We start from the raw sequence: 17,972 nt of genomic DNA on the forward strand, positions 1-17,972 counted from the left end.
CGACTTACTAAGCAAATAACAGACCAATGTCGAGCGGACGCAAGTATACGAATTTGCGAGCGATGGCCGCACCGTGGTGGCCAGTTGACCCGCCGATAGTGGGGAGGCGTGGCCCTAGCGCTTCGCGGCGCCGCGCGCGATCACGCCGCTGGGACGCTTGGGTAGCTGCACTTTGTCCGGACGACCGGCGTTGGCACCGCCTCGATGCCCCATCAGCGCGAGCACCAGAAAAGGCAGACCAATCATGGCCATTGGCGCCCACAGGCTGCCGCAGCACGCCGACCACGGCCAGCCATGCGACCGCCGCCAATACGCCAACCTTGATGCGCGCGTAGAGTTGCTTGCGCGGCCACGCGAGGAAAAGGATAGCGACATCAATGGGCCAATACATCAAGGCCACCTCATTGATGCGCAGGCTGGGAATCGCGCTGATCGCGACGAGCGTCCAGATCACAAGCCCCATGAAAAGCGTTGGCACCATCGCGATGGCGAGCGCCGTGCGCGTAAGGCGTCGCCGCCACAGCGCGAGCGCGATCAGCGCGGCGGCGCCGAGGCCAATCAACGCCACGACCTCGCGACCCTTGCTCCCCTCAGAGGGAAACGGGGGCCCGCGACGCTGATAGATTAGTTCGGGCACGACGCCGAGCCGAGTCGCGACGTTGATGCGCACTTCGTCAGGGAGAAACATTTTTTCGTAGAGCGTCGGCGGCACATCGATGTCGCGCCCGACGGCGAAATCGGAAATCGCGAGCAGCGGAGGAAACTCGGCCAGCCCGCTGTAGCCGAGCTCGCGAAAGGTGCGGAGGTCGGCAGGATCGGGCTTAGCTGCGTCCGCGCGCAGCGCGCCGGCAAAGGTGTCGTCGATCATGTCGCGCAGCCGCGTCGTGCAGTTGTCAAAGAAGTGATCGTATTCGTAGTAGCGGCGGCTTTCATGGAGGTCGCCCCACAGCTTGGCCTCGAGCGCGCGCGCCTGCGCTGGCGTGGTTGGCAAGATCTGGCGCCAAATGGTGCGGTCTTCCCAAGTGTAGAAGCGAAGGGTTTCTTCCAGCGCCGCGGGTTCGACCCAAAATTTTGTCGTGCCGCGCAAGAAGCCCCACACCAGCCCCTTGGCGTTGGCAAAATCAGTGACGCCGTAGTTTAAACAAACGTCGCCGGGGGCGTGTTCATAGTGCAGGCACAAGGCGGCGTGGCCATACTTTTCAAAAATCACCGGGCCGCGCTCGAAGGTGTAGAGGTCAACCCGCGGTGGCTCGGCGCTGGGTGGAATTTGCCCGTTGTAGTCGGCGGCGCGCAGCTGCCGCGGCTGGCCAAGCGCGGTCGTGGCGGTTGCGATCGCAAAGCCGAGCGCGAGCGCAGCGGCGTACCATAAGCGTCCCGACGGGGGCAGGCAGCGCAGGCGAGTCATGGCCCCGGCGTCTCTTTCGTGGTGTCGGCGTCGCGGCCCATCGCCGGGCTGGCATTGGCGCTGACCGCCGGCTTCTTAAACTGCGCGGGATCAACCGCGACGTTCCACTCGAACTTGGAAATCACCAGTGTCACCGTCTCGTCGCCGCCCAGCGTGGTGCGCTTGTGCGCGACCAGGATGCCGCCTATTGGCTTATAGTCCTCAAGGCTAATCGTGCCAACGCCGGCGCCCTCGGGAAATGCGACCATGGTGACGAGCTTGGTCTTGTCGTCGACAAACAGGGTCGCGGTGAAGCGCTTGTCGGGTGAGGTGACGTTGACCTTGGTCAGCGTCGTGCCGTCGACCTTTTCTTGGCCAACCCAGCGCACCTGCGCCCCCGGCGCGAGATGGCGCAGCAAGATGAAATCGGGATCAAGCCAACGCTCGCGTTCGACCGTGTCGGCGTCGATCGCCGCGACGTCGACCAGGCCCTTGGGCGTATCTTGCCACGCGCCGCCGGCGCCCATCGCATAGCTGATGCGAATCGACTTGTTGAGCACGAGGTCGACGCGCGAGTCGCTCGGCAGCGACCACAGGCGGGTGATGTCGACGTCGACCACCTGCGACGATCGCTTCATCGCGCCGCTGGCGGTCAGGCGCAGGGATTTGCGCGCGGCCAGCGCGGCGCGGCCGCCTTTCTTGGCGAGCGCCGCGTCGAGCAGGGCCCGCGCCTTGGCGGCGAGCTTGGGGTCTTCGGGCAGCTCACGCCTCGCTACCGGCGTTACGACATCGCGGATGGAGGCGCGCTCGTAAGTGAGCTTTAGCTTATCGAGCTGCGGCGCGATCTTCGCGGCATCGCCGACAATCGCGATCGCGATGCTGGTGGTACCAAGGAGCTCGGCCGCCGCGCCGGCGACGCTGGCTTGATCCGACTTGTCGAGCACCACGGGAAAATTTTCGACATACGCGGCATCGAAGTCATGCAACTCCGCGGCGAGCAGGCTGCTGGCAATGGCGCTCGCGGTCTCAAAGCGTAGTCCATAGCTGCCACCGAGGTAGGCGACGGCCTCGTCCACCTCTCCTGCGCTTGGGCCCTCGCTCTGCATCTTCTTGATCTCGCGAAGCAACATGGTTAGCGTGGCCGCTGCCTCGCTGGTGCGGGTCGCCGCGGTTGCAACCCACGCGCCGCGCTCGCGGTTGCGATCGAAGGTCGTTGTTGCGGAGGGTGCGCCGCCGCCGGCGCCGTCACTGCGCAGGCTGCGGATCAGGCGTGCGCCCGCGCCACCGCCGAGCACGTGGTTCCACACCAAGGTGTCAAAGAAGCGAGAATCCTGGTGCGCGATGCCGGGTAGCGCCACGGCGATTTGTGCCTGCGCCTGACCTGGCATGTCGATTAGTCGCAGGGTGCGGTTCGCAATGGGGCTCGCCGCAGTTGCTGGCGCTACCGCGCGGCCTTGGCCTCGCCATCCAGCGAATTGTGCGGTGATGGTGCGCTTAGCCGAGGGCGCGGCGACATTGCCGACCACGACCAGCGTCGCACGCTCCGGGCGATTGGCGGCGGCATGCCACGCGCGCAAGTCGCCCTGCGAAATGCTGCGCAGGCTCGCCATGCTCATCACGCGCCCGCGGGGATGATCGTTGCTCCACAAGAGATTCTGAGCATGCACGGCGGCCATCGCCGCGGCACTCTCCTCGGTCGCCTGCACTTGGCCCGCGAGGCGCTCGCCAACGGACGGCATTTCCGCCGGCGCAAACGCGGGCGCGGCGAGGGCCTCATGCATCAACGAGAGGCAGGTCGCGAGGTGGGCGGCCTGCGCGTCGCATTTTAAAACTGTTGCCTCGTAGCTGGCATCGCTGGCCAGCGAACCTCCCGTCGCCGCAATCGCGCGCGCGAAGGCCGCCGCGTCTCGCTTGGTCGTACCGCGCAGCAACATTTGCGCGACGAACGCGGCGAGGCCTGGTTGATCTGCGGGGTCGGCGCTCCAGCCATTGGCAATCGCCAACTGGACGCTGAGCACCGGCGCATCCGCCTTGGCGACGATCAGGACCTTCATGCCGTTTGGCAGCTTAAACTGCGTGATTGGCGGCAATGCCACCGCGGCTAGCGGTGCGAACTCGGGTGGCTTGATTAGATCTTCACGCCCCGCCCATGGGTCATCGGCCGCAACCGCGACGGCATCGCTCACGCCCACGCTCGGCAGGCTGAGCCCTTTTGAGGCGACGGGTTTGGCACACGCTACAAACAGCAAGGCCGCGGCGCCGCAAGCGAGCAGCGCGATCGAGGCGCGCAAATTATTATGGTTGGGCGATCGTTTCATGGCGTAGCCTTCTTCGGCGTTGAGAGGGGGGTGACAGCCGCAGCGGGCGAGGTCGACGGCGGAACATAGGCAATCGTCGCGCGCTGGGCGTCGAGGTGCGTCGCCGCCACGCGCCGAATGTCGGCGGCGCTGACCCGCGCCATTTGGGTGAGCTGCGTCGCGAACGCCGCGGGGTCGCCGTTGACGATCCAGCTATTGCCAAGCAGCTGGGCCAGGTCGCTGCTGCGTTCGAGCTGTCGCATCGCGCCATCGATTAGCCGCGCCTTCACCAAGGCAAGGTCCTTCTCGTCGACGTCACGCGAGGCCAAGCGAGCCACCTCGTCTAAGATCGCGGCCTGCACCGCCTCGCGGCTCGCAGGATCGAGAAAGGCGGCAAAGGCGATGAGCTGGCTTGGGTGTTCGCGCACCAAGATAGGCGATGAGGTTTGAAACGCCAACGGCCCTTTGGTCGCGCCATCGGCCCGGCTCATGCGGCGCGCAAGTCGCGAAGCCGGCCCATCGCCGAGCAGCGCCGAGATTACGCGCAGCGGCGCAATGTCGGCGTGACCTCCGCGCGGAATGGGAAATCCAACCATGATCATGCCCACCGCGCTGGCCTCGGCAGTGACGGTGCGCGGCGCCGTTTGCGCCGGCTCGAGGGCGGCGTCAGCGGGACGCGGAGGCTGGCCTGCCGCCGCGATCGGACCAAAAAATTTCGTCGCGCCGGCAACCACCTCGGCGAGCGTCGTGTCGCCGACGACCACGAGCAGCGCGTTGTTAGGTTGATAGTACGCGTCGTAAAACGCGCGCAAGGTCGCCTCGTCAATCGCGTCGACATCGGCGGCGCTACCGTCGGCCGTCCACGCATAAGGATGGCTGCGAAAGGCGGTGGCCAAAAAGGTGAGCAGGCCCTTGGTCACCGGCGCTGCCAGCAACTGGCGAAGCTCGCGCTGCATCGCGCCGCGCGCGGCCGCAAGCGCCTCAGGCTGAAACACGAGCCCGCGCATGCGGTCGGCCTCGAGCTGCAGCACCGTCGCGAGATACGCCTTAGGCACGACGTTTTGGAAATAGGTTGCGTCCTCGGTGGTCGTGGCGCCGACGTAGCCACCGACGCGATTGAGCATGCGCGCGTGATCGTCGGGACGCACGCCCGTCGAGCCCATGAACATGAGATGCTCAAACATGTGGGCGGTACCGCGCCGCGTTTTGGACTCGTCCTTTGAGCCGACCTTGTACCAAATCTGGACGGCGACGAGCGGTGCGCTCGTGCGCGTCACCACGACCACCTGCAGGCCATTGGGCAGCTCGGCGGTTTGAACCTCGGCGCTAGGCAGCGCCACATCGGCAAGCGCCAAGCGCGTTCCTGTGGCGGTGGTGGACGCCACCATGATTGACGCGGCGAACAGTACTTGGCATCCAAGGCGAGTTGGCATAGATGCGCGGCACCCTACCGCCCGCCCAGTGGGGTCGCGACACGGGCTGGGTGCTTTTGTCGATCTCCGGCGCAATATATCGTAACTATCCTTAATTATTACAAGACAGTTCTCGCTGCACTGTATTTATGGCCCTTGACGGAAATACAAAATGCGCTACAAAGAAGGCTCTGGGATCTTGGCGAATTCGCTAGGAGATTGGGCAAGGAGGAGGCGTCGTGGCAGCCATTCAACAGTCAGCATCTAATTCAATTTCAGCGTCAGGTCCCATCGGCGTTAAGGTTTTCTCAGCCACCAAAGCGAAGGAACGCGAGGTTCTGGGCGAATACATAACCGAATGGATCGCAACTCACCCAGATGTTGAAATTTTCGACAAAATCGTGACGCAATCGTCAGATTCAGAGTTTCATTGTTTAACGATTACGCTGTTTTACAGACAAAAAGCGGCTTAGGAGACCGGGTGGGCACCTGCTGGCTCTAATTGGCTTCCCGATCTATTTGATCTCGCCTGGGCAATAGAGTACCTACCTCAGTCTATTTATGGACAACGGATTCGGAAAACCAGTTGAAGTTGAGGTTCGCGATAGCCTTGAAAAGGCGATGAAGATCCTCAAGCAAAAGATGTCTAAAGAAGGCGTCTTGCAAGAAATCAAGCGCCGCCGGTTTTACGAAAAACCGAGCGTCAAAAAGAAGCGTAAATCGCGCGAAGCCAAGAAGCGCACGCGCCGCGAAATGAAGCGCAAGGTCTCCTTCACCCCCATGGCCGGCGCCAAGCCCGAGCGTACTTAGGGTCACTCACCACCCTTTTTAGTTAAAAAAAATCGAGTAGTTGCACTGCAAAGTGCGGGATTTGCAATAGCGCTCCGTCGCTAGCAGACGCGCCCCGACAAGATAGCAAGCGGCATGCGAACCGAGATGGGTTCGTTCTCGTCGATTTTGGCAACCGCTCGTGCGAGTAGGTCATCGACAGCGGCCGAGACATCCGCGTTTTGGCGGCTCACTTTATAGGCCGACCACGTCATTAAATACTCGGCGAGTTGTTGCGACGACAACTCTAGTTCGATCGCGAAGGCCGGCGCGCTTACGTGTGGGAACGGGCAGCCGACGGCGGCTGATTGATAGCCGTCCCACAACAGGCGATTATTTTCTGCCCAGTAGGGTTCAACCAGCGCGCGAAATGGCGCGACTAGCGCTTTATCGATGGCTGGCGAAACGTGCGGCCAGGCATAACCGAAGGCGCAAAAAAAGGCGCCCGGTGCGGCAACGCGCCTGACCTCTTGCCAGAACGCATTCGTAGCAAACCAATGCAGTGCCTGCGCGACCACAATGAGATCTGTTTGATGCGCGGGGAGGCCACACGCCTCGGCACTGGCGACGCGGTACTCAACGTTTGCGAGCTGCGCCGCTTGTTCAATTTGGGCCGCACTAACATCTGTCGCGATGACGCGCTCAAAGTACGGCGCTATGCCAACCGCTGCCTGGCCATTTCCGGTGGCGCAATCCCATGCGGCTACCTTGCGGCTACACTGTGAGGCGAGCCAATGGAACAGCGGCTCGGGGTATCTCGGTCGCGCCCGCGCGTACGACGCCGAGGCTTCCGAAAACGTGTTGCGCGGTGACGTCATGAGGGGCACCAAGCATATACCGTCGTAAGCGCGCGCATAAAAAAAGGGCGACCTTGCGGCCGCCCTTGCGAAGACTCTTGCGCCTTACGGCGCGGTTAGGAGGAAGTTAGAAAATGCCCTCCGACACGAGTACTTCCGATTGACGTACGTTCTGTTTACAGTGCATGTTGCGTCTTCCTCCTCTAGCAAATGGCCAGAGCCTGGCGGCGGCCCGCGCAAAATGTCGCGGCTCCCACAACCAGGCCTTCACATTGGGCGCATCGGCCCGTGGCGACGGCACGTCATCACGTGAATCATCATTAACCCATCCGCTTAGTGCCGCCGGCAACCACATGGTGCATCTCAAGTATATGGCACGCGATCTGCGGTTCGCAAGATTACATAATCAACAAAGATTCCAAACGGTTAGGTAGGTGCGTGCGCCCAGGTGTGGCACTTTGTGGTAGGAGAGCGCATGTCCACCAGGCCGCAAGCCTCGCTTGAAACCTTTCCCAACCCCAAAGCGACGCGCGATTACCACATCGTGTTTGATTGCCCGGAGTTTACTTGTCTTTGTCCGCTTACCGGACAGCCGGATTTTGCGACGATCGCCATCGACTATGTGCCCGACGCCCTGTGCATCGAGCTCAAGTCGCTCAAGCTCTATCTGTGGAGCTATCGCGACCAGGGCGCGTTTCACGAGGCCGTGACCAACAAGATTTGCGACGACATCGTCGCCGCCATCGCGCCACGCAGCGTCACCGTCACCGGCAAGTTCTGGGTGCGCGGCGGCATCGCGACCAATGTCATCGTGACGCACACCGCGGGTAGCGCCCAGGGACGCGGCTAAGGCATGGCGACCGAGCATCCGGCGGCGCCAACCTTGGCCACACTCGATGGCGTCGTCGTGCACTACGGCCGCCGCCTCGCGGTCGACCAGCTCTCGCTGCGGATTTGCGGCGGCGAGCGGATCGCGCTGCTTGGCGCCAATGGCGCGGGCAAGACCACGACGCTGCTCGCCTTGACCGGCGGCGTGGCGCCCTCGGCGGGCACCGTCAACGTCATGGGAGGCGAGATGGCCGGCCGCGGCCGCGCCGCCACCAGCGTGCGGCATCTCGCCCACGTCGGGTTTGCTGACCAGCCGCCATCGCTTTACGAATTTTTGACCGTCACCGAGCACGTGCGATTTGTCGCCGAAACCAGGGGCCTGCCCGACAATAGCGAAACCACGCAGGTCGTGGCCGCACTGCTCGCCGATCTCGGGATTGAGCCGTACGCGCATCGCCCGTGCCGCGAGCTTTCTTTCGGGCTTCGCCAGCGCGTCTCGCTCGCGGCGGCATTGGTTGGTCCGGTCAAGCTGCTGTTGCTTGATGAAAGCGTCAACGGCCTCGATCCGCACGCGATGAAGCGCGCCCTGCACGCGGTGATGCGCCAGGCCTCGGCGCCCGACACCGCGCTCATTTTTTCGACGCATATGCTCGAGCTGGCCGAAGAAATTTGCACGCGCGCCATCATGATGGAAGACGGCAAGCTGATTGCGGACATGTCGCGCGAGACGTGGCAGCTCACGTACGGAAATTTGCGCGCGGCGTACGTCGCGCATGTCGCCGACGGCAAGGCGCGCGAGGCGTGAGCGACGCGGGCTTGCAGGTGCGTGTCGCGGGCCCCGCGGTGGCCACGATGGCATCATCCGCCTTTCGCCGCTGGATGCGTCTAGAGCACCACGCGCGGCGGCGTGGCGTTTGGTCGTGGTGGCTCATCGCCTGGGTCGGTGGTGGCGGCGCGCTGGCGGCGTACGCGGCGCGCCAGACGATGTGGCTCGTGCCATGGGGCGCGCTGGCGATTGCGATCGTCGGCGCGGTGGTGGCCGCGCCCTTTGCGATGTTTTGGCGGCGTGACGCGCGGCTGTGGCAACGGTTGGCCTTGCCCCAGCGCGGCATGTTCGACGTCGCGTTGCTTCACCAGGCTCGGCGCAACGCGTGGTTGTTTGCGCCGGTGGTCTTGCTCGCCGCTCTGCAAAGGCAGCCATTTGCGCCGCTGCTCGCGACGCTTGCGGCCTACGCTTGGGTAACCGGCGCGGGCACGGCGGCGGTTTTTTTGGGCGGCCTGCTTGTTGCTAGCGACAAGACGCACGCGCTGGTCGACACCATGGCCGGCGAATTTCGCCCGCCACGTGTGGTGTGGCTCGGCGCCTTGCCCGCGGTGGTGGGCGGCGTCGCCTTGGCGGCGGTCTGGCTGCTGGGTGGCGGCGTCGCGCGTACACCCTTGCTGCTCGGCGCCATTGCGACGGTGCTCGCGTCGATCGTTCTCGTGTTGGTAGCGCGCGCCGCAAGCGCGCAGCATTTTTCGCGCGCGCTCACCGAGGTCGTTGCGCTCGATCGGCAATCGCTTGCGCATGTCGAAATTCAGCCAGTATCGCCAATCGAGGCGCTGTGGTGCCGGCTGTGGCCTGGCGCTCATGGGCCGCTTTGGCGCGTCACGTTTATGGTGTTGCGGCGACGCTTTCCAATGCGCGGGTTGTGGCTGGCCATCGGCATAGGCGCCGTCTTGGCCGCACCGTGGTTAGGCTGGCCGCGCTGGGCGGTGGCGACGGTTGCCGGCGTGGTGCTTGCCGCGCTTGACTACGCGCGCGTGAACAATCGCGACGTCAAGATGCAGCGCCTTTCGGCGGTGCTCGGCGTCGCGGGTGCCGCCCGCATGGCAGGGCTCGCCGCGCTCGCGCTGCATCTACTGTTATTTTCGCTTGGCGCGGGCGCGGCGTTCGCGCTCGGCGCGCGCTAGGGCTTGCAGCTACGGGCCCCAATCAATGCCGGTCGCTGCGCCGGACCAGATTTTTACGGCCGTGCCTTGGCCGTCGGCCGGCGCGATGTAAATGCCGGCGCCGCCCGGGCGGGTGCTGGCAAAGGCGATGGCGCGGCCATTGGGCGCAAAGCTCGGCTCCTCGTTGTTGCCTTCATTTTGCGTGATGCGGGCCATGACCTTTGTGGTCAGGTCGAGCGTAACGATGTCGTAGCGCCCGCCATCGCGCGTGGTGTACGCCAGCACGCGGCCGCGCGGCGACCACGTTGGCGTGGTGTTGTAGTTGCCATTTTGCGACACCCGCTTGGGCGTGCCTCCGCTGGCGCTCACCACGTAAATTTGTGGGCTGCCGTCGCGATCCGACACAAACGCCAGCTCGCGGCCATCGGACGACCACGCCGGCGAGGTGTCGATGCCGCGGTCGTTGGTGATGCGACGCACGATGCTGCCATCGCTCACATTGATGATATAAATTTCTGCATTGCCGTCTTTCGACAGCGTCACCGCGAGCTGCGAGCCATCGGGCGAGAACGACGCCCCGGTATTCATGCCCTTGTACGAGGCGACCTTGCGCGGCCGACCGCCACCGGCGCCCACCACGTACAAGTCGGGATTGTTGCGCATGTACGACGTAAAGGCGACCAGGGCGCCGCTGCGCGACCACGCCGGCAAGATGTTGGTCGACGTGTTGCGGGTGATGGCGGTGGCGTTCGCGCCATCGCAATCAATCGCAAAAACCTGGCTCGACGTGCCCTTTTTCGTGACAAACGCCAGGCGCGAGCCAAAAAAGCCGGGCTCGCCCGTTAGGTATTTCACCAGCTCATTGCTCCATTGGTGAGCAAAGCCTCGGACGTCGGCCTTTTTGCCGCTATAGGTGCGCGTCAGCCGAACGTCGGCGCCCTTGGCGACCTCGTAAAAACGAAACTCAAGGGCGATGCGGTCGCCCGTGGTGGTGGCGCGATACTTCACCACCCCGTAGGCGCCAACGTCGCGCCATTTAGCCGGGTCAATTCCCATGCTCTCTACCGCTAAGTCGGCAAGAAACGACTTTGGATCGAGCACCTTAAAATAGCCGGCGATCGCTAGATTTTTCGACAACACCTCAGCGATCTCGCGCGACGCCGCGAGGTCGCTTGCCACGCCCTGCGGCACGGCGATGGGGTAGGCGGTGTGTTTGGCGCCGGCGACGTCGATGATGACACCGGCGGGTGGCGCCGGTTGCGCCGTCGCATGCGGCACCAAGGTGACACACCAGGCAAGGCCACAGATGGCCAACCAGGGCAATGCACGCGGTGAATGACGAGTTACAGCGTATATCGTATGCATATCTCCCTCGAGGCTTTTCCGCCAAGCAGGTGCGCTGGCACCGGCTTGGGCGCTTCATTCCATTTAGTCACAAATTGTTCGAGTGCGCGCGCGGCGGCATCGTCGAGCGTGTCGTTGCCGGTCGTTTCGGCGAGGCGACGTTTGCTGATCGCGCCATCGGCACCCTGCACGACGCAGCCCGCGGGCGCACCCGCATCGGCGCCAGCTAAAATCTTCGGATACTCCCAAAACTCCATCGCCGCGCCCGCAATCTCGCGATTGTACGGATCGCCCTTATTCGCGACCGCCCACCCTTTGTCGCTGCCGTCAGTAGAGCCAATCGCGCTTGGGTCGCTGGCGGGGCCGGCGTCGTCGCTAGCGCGGCGAAATTGGTCGTACTGTGAGGCTAGATCTGGTTTGGCGACCGGTTTGGCATCTTTGAGAGGTTCGATCGGCACCTTGGCATCCGCATCGCGCGATACGCCAGGCGGAGGCTCCGTAAGCGGCGGCGGCGCGACATCTTTTTGCGGCTGCTTGGTCGGCGCATTATCTGACTTGATGGCGAGGGCGGCCTCGATCGCCTCGAACTGTTCGATCGCGGGGCCTTCGTCGCGCGTGGGCAGATGGGAGGCATAGACGCCCCCGCCGAACATCATCGCGACCACGACGGTCCCCATGAGTGAAATATTTTTCATCGCGCGCGGCGATTGCGCGTGGCGAGGCATGCTCGCGCCGCGACTCATTGTGGCGCCCCCGCGGGCACGCCTAAGTCGAGCTGCGCCAAATCGATTTGATTGCCGGGATCGGTGAGCATCATGACCTTGGCCACGCCGGCGCCTCGCGCAACCGCCATTGCCGTGACCACCACGCCGTATGGCAGGGTCTTATCGGCCTCGATATAAAGCGCGCCCTCGCGCTTTAGCCGCTCGTTGGTCGATAGCTTGGCGGGTAAGTCCGCCCACACAATCGGCGTCTTGCCGAGCATGAGCTTGTTCGTGCGGTCGATGCTGAGCACCAGCTTGCCCTGCGGGTCATCAAGCGGCTGCGCGCTCACCGGCGGCAAGTCGACATCGACGCCGGTGTTCATCATGGGCGCCGTCACCATGAAGATGACGAGGAGCACCAGCATCACGTCGACCATAGGGGTGACGTTGATCTCCGCGTTTAGCTCGTTGTCGCCACCTAGGTTCATCGACATGGGGTTGCTCTATGGGGTGTTAGACGCGCTAGGCGAGGAAATGGCGCTTAATAATATTTAGATAGTCTTGCTCAAACGTCTCCATCTCGGAGCGCATGACCTTGATGCGGCGCGCAAAAAAATTGTAGGCCATGACCGCCGGGATGGCCGCGACCAGGCCGATAGCGGTCGCTAGCAAGGCCTCGGCGATGTGGGGACCGACGCTCTGCAGGGTCGCGCTGCCGGTGCGGCCAATTTCTTGAAACGACAGCATAATGCCGACGACGGTGCCAAACAGGCCGATGAACGGCGCCGCCGAGCCAGTCGTGGCCAAAAACGGCACCATCGATTCCATGCGCGTGGTGGCCGCGGTTTGCGCGCGGCGTAGCGAGCGATGTATGTTATCTAAGTTGCCTTCGCGATCGCTGCGCATGCGGTCGTCGGCGGTGATCTTGGCCAGCTCGGTATAGCCGGCGGTAAACATCTGTGAAATGGGGCTACGGTCGAGGCCCTGGGCGCGCTGGTAAATTTGCTCGATGTCGCGCGACTTCCAAAACGACTCGAGGAATGAGGTCGATTGCTGGGCCGCTTGCCGCATATACAGCCACTTAAAAATCATGATGTAGACGCTGATGAAAAACATCGCGGCTAGTAGCACCATGACCGAAAGCACGATCCAGTGCGCGTGCGCGAGAATCGACACGATATCAGTCTGTCGCGCCGCCCCGGCCGCCGGCACCGCCGATAAAGAATCTAACATATTCAGCATGTTACAAATGGAAACATGGCACGCCTCGCTTCGCTGGGTCAACTCAGCCCGGGCGTTTTGGCGGCCCCGAGGATGAATAGTCGGGCACATGTGGCGTCGAACCAGCGTGTTGATGGTGAAATGCGTGGTGCGCATGTTTTGGCGAGTTATCTCGTGGCAAGATGCAATGCGTGCCCGCGGACCGCGCTCGCTTGCTGCCCCTCGCGTGTCGCGCTGCGTCGCGCGGGGCGGGCACAATCCTGACCGCGCTGGTGAGTCTGGCCGCGGCCGCCTGCACAGAAATTTCTGGGGGCGCAGTCGAAGTAAGCTGGTCGCTGCAAGTTCCACTCGGCGCGGGTGTGTCGTGCGCCAGCGCTCAGATCGAGCGCATGCGCCTATGGTGGGACGATGGCGAGGCGCCGGCCTTTGCAAGCTGGCCCTGCACCGACGGGCATGGCGTCACGCGTTTCGAGGTGCCTGCGGGCAAGGTGGAGCTATCGATGGCCCCCGAATGCGCTACGGCCGAGGAGGCCGTGTATGGCACGTTTATCGCACCTGCTCCCATCAGCCGCGAAATCCACAACGGCGAAGTGGTGCGGCTCGATGCCGTCGTTGTGCATGTCATCACACCGGTGGCGGCAAGTCCTGCCAGTTTTTGTGTCGACCATGCCTGTATCTGTCGTTAGCGACGGTATTGTCGTCGTCCGGTATTCGTCACTCTGGCATCACCACTAGTTGCGCAACATCACAGACAGTTAGATACTTTGCCCCGTACTGTAAGGGGTGGGGTCCAAGTTGATCGTCCGTACCCGTCCGTTTGAAGGAGAGTTATGAAAACCGCAATGACAAGTAGAACAATGAGCAAATTTTCAAATGGTATGGCCGCGGCCGCGATGAGCTTGGCGCTCGGGGCGACGGGTTGTATCTTCACCTCGGGCGAAGACGACCAAGGTCGCGAGCTAGACGTGTCGTGGAGCTTCGTAAATATCGACGCGCCCGTAAGCTGTCCAGCTGGCGATTTCACCGTCGTCGTCTACACCTGGCCGGTCGGCGCCTCTGAATCGGCCGTCGAAGGCGTTGCGTATAACTGCACCGAAGGCGGCGGTTACTCAGCGTTCGTCGAGGGTCAGGTCGATGTCTGGGTCGAACTGCTCGACGCCAGCCAAACGCTCTACGCGCGTTCGAAGACGGAGCGCATTGACGCCAATAATGTCGCCGCGGTTGCGTTTAGCACGCAGCTCGACTACGGCTTCTATCAGCTCAATTGGGGCTTTTTCGCCACGACCGAAGCTGTCATGGAAGACCTTACGTGTGCGCAGGTCGAAGACCAATTCGTAGATTTCTCAATGGTCTCGTTGTTCGCGACGTATTTGGATGCAAACAGCGCGAGTTCGTTATGGGAAGACGGCAGCTATGATTGCATCGTTGGCGAGGCGCCGGCCGTGTTCTACACCGAGCCAATGCCGTTTAACGTCACCGAGCTCAACGTGATCGGCTCCGACGCTTCGGATAACGCGGTCGGAATCGGTGGTTGTATCAACGACCCAGGCAGCCCGTATCTCGGATTTGCTTACGGCAACGAAATCAAAGACGTTGGCCTGCTCATGGTTAGCCTCGATCCGGAAGACGAAGGCAACGGCGGCAATTGCTACGATAACGCGCGCCCGTAAGCGTGCGCTCACGTCGTCGGCGCCCTTCGCGCGCCGCGATGAGCGAGGCGATCCGACGCACCCAGGCGTCGTGCAACGTGAACGCTTAAAGTTCTAGCGCGGCGAGCTTGGCGTCTTCTTTGGCGGCCTCGTCGGCGCCAGGCATCGCAGCTTTTTGCTCCGTGATGTTGGCCCACGTAGTGACGGTTGGCAGCTTCGCGGCCAGGGCCGGAGGTAGCTTGCTCGCGTCAATCTCGGATGCCTTCTTGGCGCCCGATACCACGGCGTTGATGTCCTTGTAGATGGCCCACTTTGCGGGCAGCTCGCTCTCTTCGAAGATTGCGGTGGTTGGGCACTCGGGCTCGCAGGCGCCGCAGTCGATACACTCGTCGGGGTTAATCGCGAGTGAATTCTTGCCCTCGTAGAAGCAGTCGACGGGACACACCGCGACGCAGTCGGTGTATTTACATTTCACGCAAGGATCAGCGACAACGTAAGCCATAAGAACTCCTGGCGGGGCAGGCCCGCGTGGGCCGTTTGTAGCCGAGGCCGCGCGGCACCGCCACTATTTCGGTTGCCGTTCCGCGGCGCGCGCCAACGGTAAATTGACGCTAGCGGCGGTGGCGGCCGCGGCCGCCTGAGGCTGGCTCGCGCACGGGGACCGGGACCAGCACGGGCTTTGCTGCCGGCAGCGTGAGCGAGTCAACGACCGCCGCGACCCATTCGCCTGCCTTGCCAATTGCCGTCTCGATGCTGTGCTTTACGCCCATAAATCCTCCATTTAAGCGTGACGCGAAAGCGTCCCTGGCGCAATGCCAAAGGTGGGGCGGCACGCGTGGGATAGCTGCCCACATAAGCCTCGTCGAAAACCGCGGCAATACCTGCGATCATTATTAGGCCGAGCCCCAAGCCATGCGATTTTGTCCTCATTGTAGCGCCGAGAACGCGTTAGACGCCGCGAGTTGCGCGGCGTGCGCGCGCGCGCTGCAGCCGTTGCCGACGCGCAGCAGCGCGTCCATGCCGGTGCCGCCTGTGCCGGCGATGACGACACCAGCCGTGCCATCATCGGCGCATTTGCCGCAGCTTGCGCAACCAATCGTGCCCCTGCCCGCGGCGGGCGAGCCACCGCGGCGGCCATCGGGGCGCGTGCCGTTGCCACCACCTCGGCAGCAAGCGCGCGACACGGCGCCTGATGCTGGGCTCGAGCAGGCATTCGCGGCGCGCAGCGATGGCGAGTCCATCGTGTCTGGCACCGAGGCAACGGTGGCGGCGCCACCGCGGCCTGCGCCCGAAGTAGCCGAGCTGTCGACCAAGGCGCTTGCCGAGGGTGCCGATCAGCTGCGGACGCAGTGGCGCTTGCGGCGACCGACATTTCCCACGCGCGTGTTCACGCCGCCGGATGTGACGGCCATGCCGAAATGTCCACATTCCGGACTTGTGGCACAGGCGCGCTATACGGTGGCGGTGCTACGCGCGCGGCGCGTGCGACGCAAGGCGATCGCCCAGCTCGAGCTGGGCGTGGTGCAAGAGACCACCGCGCTTGAGCTCGTGCTCGGCGATTTAGGCCGCGCCGCGCGCGCCGCGGGCGTCTCAAACAAGGCGCTCGACGAGGAGAACAACGCGATCACGCGCGCCGAGCAGGCCCGCGAGACGCACGGCCAGAAATCGGTCGAGATCACGACCCGGCGCAATGATGAAATGGCGCGCTCGTCCGAGGTTGAGCATGAACGCTTGACCCAGGTGAGCGATGCGGAGCGGCGCCTGGCCGCCGCCGAACGCGAATATGAGCGGCTCGACGGCGAACGGCGCAAGCTGCGCGACCACGCCAAGGAGCTTGGCAGCCGCGCCGCAGCCTACGAGAAATCGGCGACCAAACGCGAGCAGGAGGCGGCCCGCCTCGGCGCGTCGGACGCCGCGACGCAGCTTCGGCACACGGTGGAGCAGCATCGCCGTGAGGCGGGCATCTTGCATAGCGAGCACCAAGAAATCGATCGCAAGTTGGCGGTGATCGAGACGCCGCTGGGGCAGGCACGCGACGCGGTGCGGGTCGCGCGGGCGGAGCTCGATAGCGCCAAGGCCAATCTGCGTGATGCGCGCGAAGGCCATCGCCAGCGCCTGGTTGAGCTCGATGCCGAACAGGCGCGCAACACCGCCGCTTTTTCGCAGGCCGATGGCGAGATTCAGCGGCGGCTGGTCACGCTCGGCACCTTGATGAATTTGCACCGCCTGCCGGCGCCTGATACCGAAGAATTATTTGCGCGCGTCGATCGGCTCAAGTCGATGATCTCCGCGCATGCCGGCGAGATCGAACACCTTGGCAATCAACGCGATGGCTACGACAGGCCGACATTTTATCGCGGCATTATCGCGTGGTGTGCCGCGCTGGTGGTGCTGTTTGCGCTGGTGACGCTGATTCTGGTGGTGACGTAAGGGTGCGCTTGGGGCACCGTGCTAAATTGCCAGCGTGACACGGATTGTGGTTGGTCCCAACCAAACCCTGATGCGGCACCTGCGGTCGCCGCTGATCACCAAGTTGTGCGGCGACTTTGCCTTGACCTTGGCCGTCGTCGAGGGCGACGGGCCGAGCTGGACTGAGTTGGCCTTGGCCGTGCCCTGCGCGCTGGCCGCCATCGAGCTCCACGCCGACAACGCCGCGTTGTTCGAAGAGATCGCGCGGGTCAAGGCCACGTCACCCGCAACGCGGGTGGTGCTCGTAAGCTCGGGCCGGCTGGCAAGTGCGCAGCTGGCTCAGATTGCCGCCAGCGGTTGCGACGAGGTGTTGGTAGCCCCAATCACCACCGACGAGCTCTACGATGTGCTTTGCGTGCATTTGCGCCTGCCGCGCCACGGCACGCGAGCGGCACGCGTGGCCATCGTCAGGGCCGGGGTCGAGCTCGGCGAGGCGACCAACATCTCGACCGATGGCGTACGGTTCCTAACCCGCGATAACATTAGCGAGGGGACAAAGCTCGAGGTCGTGATCTCCCAGCCTGGCGAGGCGGACGTCGCGATCGCCGCGACCGTCATTTGGACGCAGCCGCGCGACGGCCAACACATCGCCGGCGCCGGCTTTGCCTTCCTCGATGAGCGCACCACCGAGCTGCTCGCCCGGCTGACACAATGGGAGATTATTGACGAGACCAATCGCACGCGCGTCGTGATGAAGGGTCACATCACCGAGGCGACGTCATTTGCGTCGCTGCTCGACATTGTGGTCGGCCGCGTCGATTTTGACATGTCGCAGGTGCGCTATATCAACTCGCTTGGCGTCGCGCGTTGGTGTGAATTCCTCGAGGCCGCGCCCTTGCAAGGTTACGAGTTTCACACCTGCAGCGTGCCGTTTATGCTGCAGGCCTCGCGCGTGACGGGCATGCTCGGCACCGGCACCATTTCGTCCCTGTTTGCGCCGTACCTTTGCGCGGCCTGTGGCCATGGGGAGGAGCGGCTTTTGCATTCGGCCGCGTTGCTCGCCGCGGGTGGCAGTGCGCCCGTCTTTCGCTGCGAGGCGTGCGGCGGCGAGCTCATGATGGACGAGCTGCCCGAGCGCTATTTTTCGTTCTTAAAAAAGAGTTAGTC

At 63.4% G+C, this 17,972-nt stretch carries 19 protein-coding genes; 9 read left to right on the plus strand and 10 right to left on the minus strand.

The features are described from left to right. Positions 1-7: 7 nt before the first annotated feature. Genes IPL79_18995 through IPL79_19005 form a run of 3 tightly spaced genes read right to left on the minus strand, consistent with a single transcriptional unit; the run spans position 8 to position 5,114 of the window. On the minus strand, positions 8-1,405 hold the full coding sequence (locus IPL79_18995; protein MBK9073061.1) for a DUF4105 domain-containing protein: 1,398 nt from the start codon (positions 1,403-1,405) through the stop codon (positions 8-10). Then, entirely contained in the window at positions 1,402-3,702 is a 2,301-nt protein-coding gene (locus tag IPL79_19000; protein ID MBK9073062.1) for an insulinase family protein, read from the minus strand. Before IPL79_19000 ends, IPL79_18995 begins: the two co-directional genes overlap by 4 nt. Then, positions 3,699-5,114 carry an insulinase family protein gene (locus IPL79_19005; protein ID MBK9073063.1) on the minus strand — a complete coding sequence of 472 codons (1,416 nt, stop codon included), beginning with the start codon at positions 5,112-5,114 and terminating at the stop codon, positions 3,699-3,701. The genes IPL79_19000 and IPL79_19005 overlap by 4 nt, the downstream gene beginning before the upstream one ends. A 269-nt stretch (positions 5,115-5,383) precedes the next feature. Here IPL79_19005 and IPL79_19010 point away from each other — a divergent pair, with 269 nt between their 5' ends. Both IPL79_19010 and rpsU read left to right on the plus strand, forming a co-directional pair. Continuing rightward, positions 5,384-5,566, plus strand: a complete 183-nt coding sequence (locus IPL79_19010; protein ID MBK9073064.1) for a hypothetical protein — start codon at positions 5,384-5,386, stop codon at positions 5,564-5,566. Positions 5,567-5,654: 88 nt separating this feature from the next. Beyond that, a complete protein-coding gene (gene rpsU, locus IPL79_19015) occupies positions 5,655-5,903 on the plus strand; it encodes a 30S ribosomal protein S21 (GenBank protein ID MBK9073065.1) in 249 nt (82 codons plus the stop codon). Between the two features lie 80 nt (positions 5,904-5,983). On the opposite strand, the gene IPL79_19020 is transcribed toward rpsU, so the two are convergent. After that, complete coding sequence (locus IPL79_19020; protein ID MBK9073066.1) at positions 5,984-6,739, minus strand: class I SAM-dependent methyltransferase; 756 nt, start codon at positions 6,737-6,739, stop codon at positions 5,984-5,986. A 454-nt stretch (positions 6,740-7,193) separates the two neighbouring features. Here IPL79_19020 and queF point away from each other — a divergent pair, with 454 nt between their 5' ends. Genes queF through IPL79_19035 form a run of 3 tightly spaced genes read left to right on the plus strand, consistent with a single transcriptional unit; the run spans position 7,194 to position 9,499 of the window. Further along, positions 7,194-7,568, plus strand: a complete 375-nt coding sequence (queF, locus tag IPL79_19025) for an NADPH-dependent 7-cyano-7-deazaguanine reductase QueF (protein ID MBK9073067.1) — start codon at positions 7,194-7,196, stop codon at positions 7,566-7,568. Positions 7,569-7,571: 3 nt separating this feature from the next. Then, positions 7,572-8,351 (plus strand): ABC transporter ATP-binding protein, encoded by a 780-nt coding sequence (locus IPL79_19030; protein ID MBK9073068.1) that lies wholly within the window; start codon positions 7,572-7,574, stop codon positions 8,349-8,351. Continuing rightward, positions 8,348-9,499, plus strand: coding sequence for a hypothetical protein (locus IPL79_19035; GenBank protein MBK9073069.1), 1,152 nt, complete (start codon positions 8,348-8,350; stop codon positions 9,497-9,499). Before IPL79_19030 ends, IPL79_19035 begins: the two co-directional genes overlap by 4 nt. Before the next feature lie 9 nt (positions 9,500-9,508). Here the strand turns inward: IPL79_19035 and tolB are convergent, their stop codons facing one another. The 4 genes from tolB to IPL79_19055 are packed head-to-tail and all read right to left on the minus strand — an operon-like array spanning position 9,509 to position 12,759. After that, on the minus strand, positions 9,509-10,792 hold the full coding sequence (gene tolB / locus IPL79_19040) for a Tol-Pal system beta propeller repeat protein TolB (GenBank protein MBK9073070.1): 1,284 nt from the start codon (positions 10,790-10,792) through the stop codon (positions 9,509-9,511). Between the two features lie 29 nt (positions 10,793-10,821). After that, a complete protein-coding gene (locus IPL79_19045; GenBank protein MBK9073071.1) occupies positions 10,822-11,517 on the minus strand; it encodes a hypothetical protein in 696 nt (231 codons plus the stop codon). Between the two features lie 44 nt (positions 11,518-11,561). Further along, entirely contained in the window at positions 11,562-12,020 is a 459-nt protein-coding gene (locus IPL79_19050) for a biopolymer transporter ExbD (protein ID MBK9073072.1), read from the minus strand. Positions 12,021-12,048: 28 nt separating this feature from the next. Next, a complete protein-coding gene (locus tag IPL79_19055; GenBank protein ID MBK9073073.1) occupies positions 12,049-12,759 on the minus strand; it encodes a MotA/TolQ/ExbB proton channel family protein in 711 nt (236 codons plus the stop codon). Positions 12,760-13,019: 260 nt separating this feature from the next. Here IPL79_19055 and IPL79_19060 point away from each other — a divergent pair, with 260 nt between their 5' ends. After that, positions 13,020-13,433 (plus strand): hypothetical protein, encoded by a 414-nt coding sequence (locus IPL79_19060; GenBank protein MBK9073074.1) that lies wholly within the window; start codon positions 13,020-13,022, stop codon positions 13,431-13,433. A 171-nt stretch (positions 13,434-13,604) separates the two neighbouring features. Next, the gene (locus IPL79_19065) at positions 13,605-14,417 is read left to right on the plus strand and encodes a hypothetical protein (protein ID MBK9073075.1); all 813 of its coding nucleotides are present in this window, start codon (positions 13,605-13,607) and stop codon (positions 14,415-14,417) included. 85 nt (positions 14,418-14,502) lie between these two features. Here the strand turns inward: IPL79_19065 and IPL79_19070 are convergent, their stop codons facing one another. After that, positions 14,503-14,898, minus strand: coding sequence for a ferredoxin family protein (locus tag IPL79_19070; GenBank protein ID MBK9073076.1), 396 nt, complete (start codon positions 14,896-14,898; stop codon positions 14,503-14,505). A gap of 109 nt (positions 14,899-15,007) precedes the next feature. Continuing rightward, positions 15,008-15,166: a hypothetical protein gene (locus tag IPL79_19075; GenBank protein MBK9073077.1), complete on the minus strand. Its 159-nt coding sequence runs from the start codon at positions 15,164-15,166 to the stop codon at positions 15,008-15,010. Between the two features lie 247 nt (positions 15,167-15,413). On the opposite strand from IPL79_19075, the gene IPL79_19080 reads away from it, so the two are divergent. After that, a complete protein-coding gene (locus IPL79_19080; protein MBK9073078.1) occupies positions 15,414-16,826 on the plus strand; it encodes a hypothetical protein in 1,413 nt (470 codons plus the stop codon). Between the two features lie 34 nt (positions 16,827-16,860). Beyond that, entirely contained in the window at positions 16,861-17,970 is a 1,110-nt protein-coding gene (locus tag IPL79_19085; protein ID MBK9073079.1) for a PilZ domain-containing protein, read from the plus strand. Positions 17,971-17,972: the final 2 nt, after the last annotated feature.

The organism is Myxococcales bacterium (assembly GCA_016716835.1).
Classification (GTDB): domain Bacteria; phylum Myxococcota_A; class Polyangia; order Haliangiales; family Haliangiaceae; genus JADJUW01.

Excerpts from the sequence above, each read along its gene's own strand:
- IPL79_18995 (MBK9073061.1), bottom strand. The coding sequence starts at position 1,405 with ATGACTCGCCTGCGCTGCCTGCCCCCGTCGGGACGCTTATGGTACGCC.
- IPL79_19000 (MBK9073062.1), bottom strand. The coding sequence starts at position 3,702 with ATGAAACGATCGCCCAACCATAATAATTTGCGCGCCTCGATCGCGCTG.
- IPL79_19005 (MBK9073063.1), bottom strand. The coding sequence starts at position 5,114 with ATGCCAACTCGCCTTGGATGCCAAGTACTGTTCGCCGCGTCAATCATG.
- rpsU (MBK9073065.1), top strand. The coding sequence starts at position 5,655 with ATGGACAACGGATTCGGAAAACCAGTTGAAGTTGAGGTTCGCGATAGC.
- IPL79_19020 (MBK9073066.1), bottom strand. The coding sequence starts at position 6,739 with ATGACGTCACCGCGCAACACGTTTTCGGAAGCCTCGGCGTCGTACGCG.
- queF (MBK9073067.1), top strand. The coding sequence starts at position 7,194 with ATGTCCACCAGGCCGCAAGCCTCGCTTGAAACCTTTCCCAACCCCAAA.
- IPL79_19030 (MBK9073068.1), top strand. The coding sequence starts at position 7,572 with ATGGCGACCGAGCATCCGGCGGCGCCAACCTTGGCCACACTCGATGGC.
- IPL79_19045 (MBK9073071.1), bottom strand. The coding sequence starts at position 11,517 with ATGAAAAATATTTCACTCATGGGGACCGTCGTGGTCGCGATGATGTTC.
- IPL79_19050 (MBK9073072.1), bottom strand. The coding sequence starts at position 12,020 with ATGTCGATGAACCTAGGTGGCGACAACGAGCTAAACGCGGAGATCAAC.
- IPL79_19055 (MBK9073073.1), bottom strand. The coding sequence starts at position 12,759 with ATGTTAGATTCTTTATCGGCGGTGCCGGCGGCCGGGGCGGCGCGACAG.
- IPL79_19065 (MBK9073075.1), top strand. The coding sequence starts at position 13,605 with ATGAGCAAATTTTCAAATGGTATGGCCGCGGCCGCGATGAGCTTGGCG.
- IPL79_19070 (MBK9073076.1), bottom strand. The coding sequence starts at position 14,898 with ATGGCTTACGTTGTCGCTGATCCTTGCGTGAAATGTAAATACACCGAC.
- IPL79_19075 (MBK9073077.1), bottom strand. The coding sequence starts at position 15,166 with ATGGGCGTAAAGCACAGCATCGAGACGGCAATTGGCAAGGCAGGCGAA.
- IPL79_19080 (MBK9073078.1), top strand. The coding sequence starts at position 15,414 with ATGCCGGTGCCGCCTGTGCCGGCGATGACGACACCAGCCGTGCCATCA.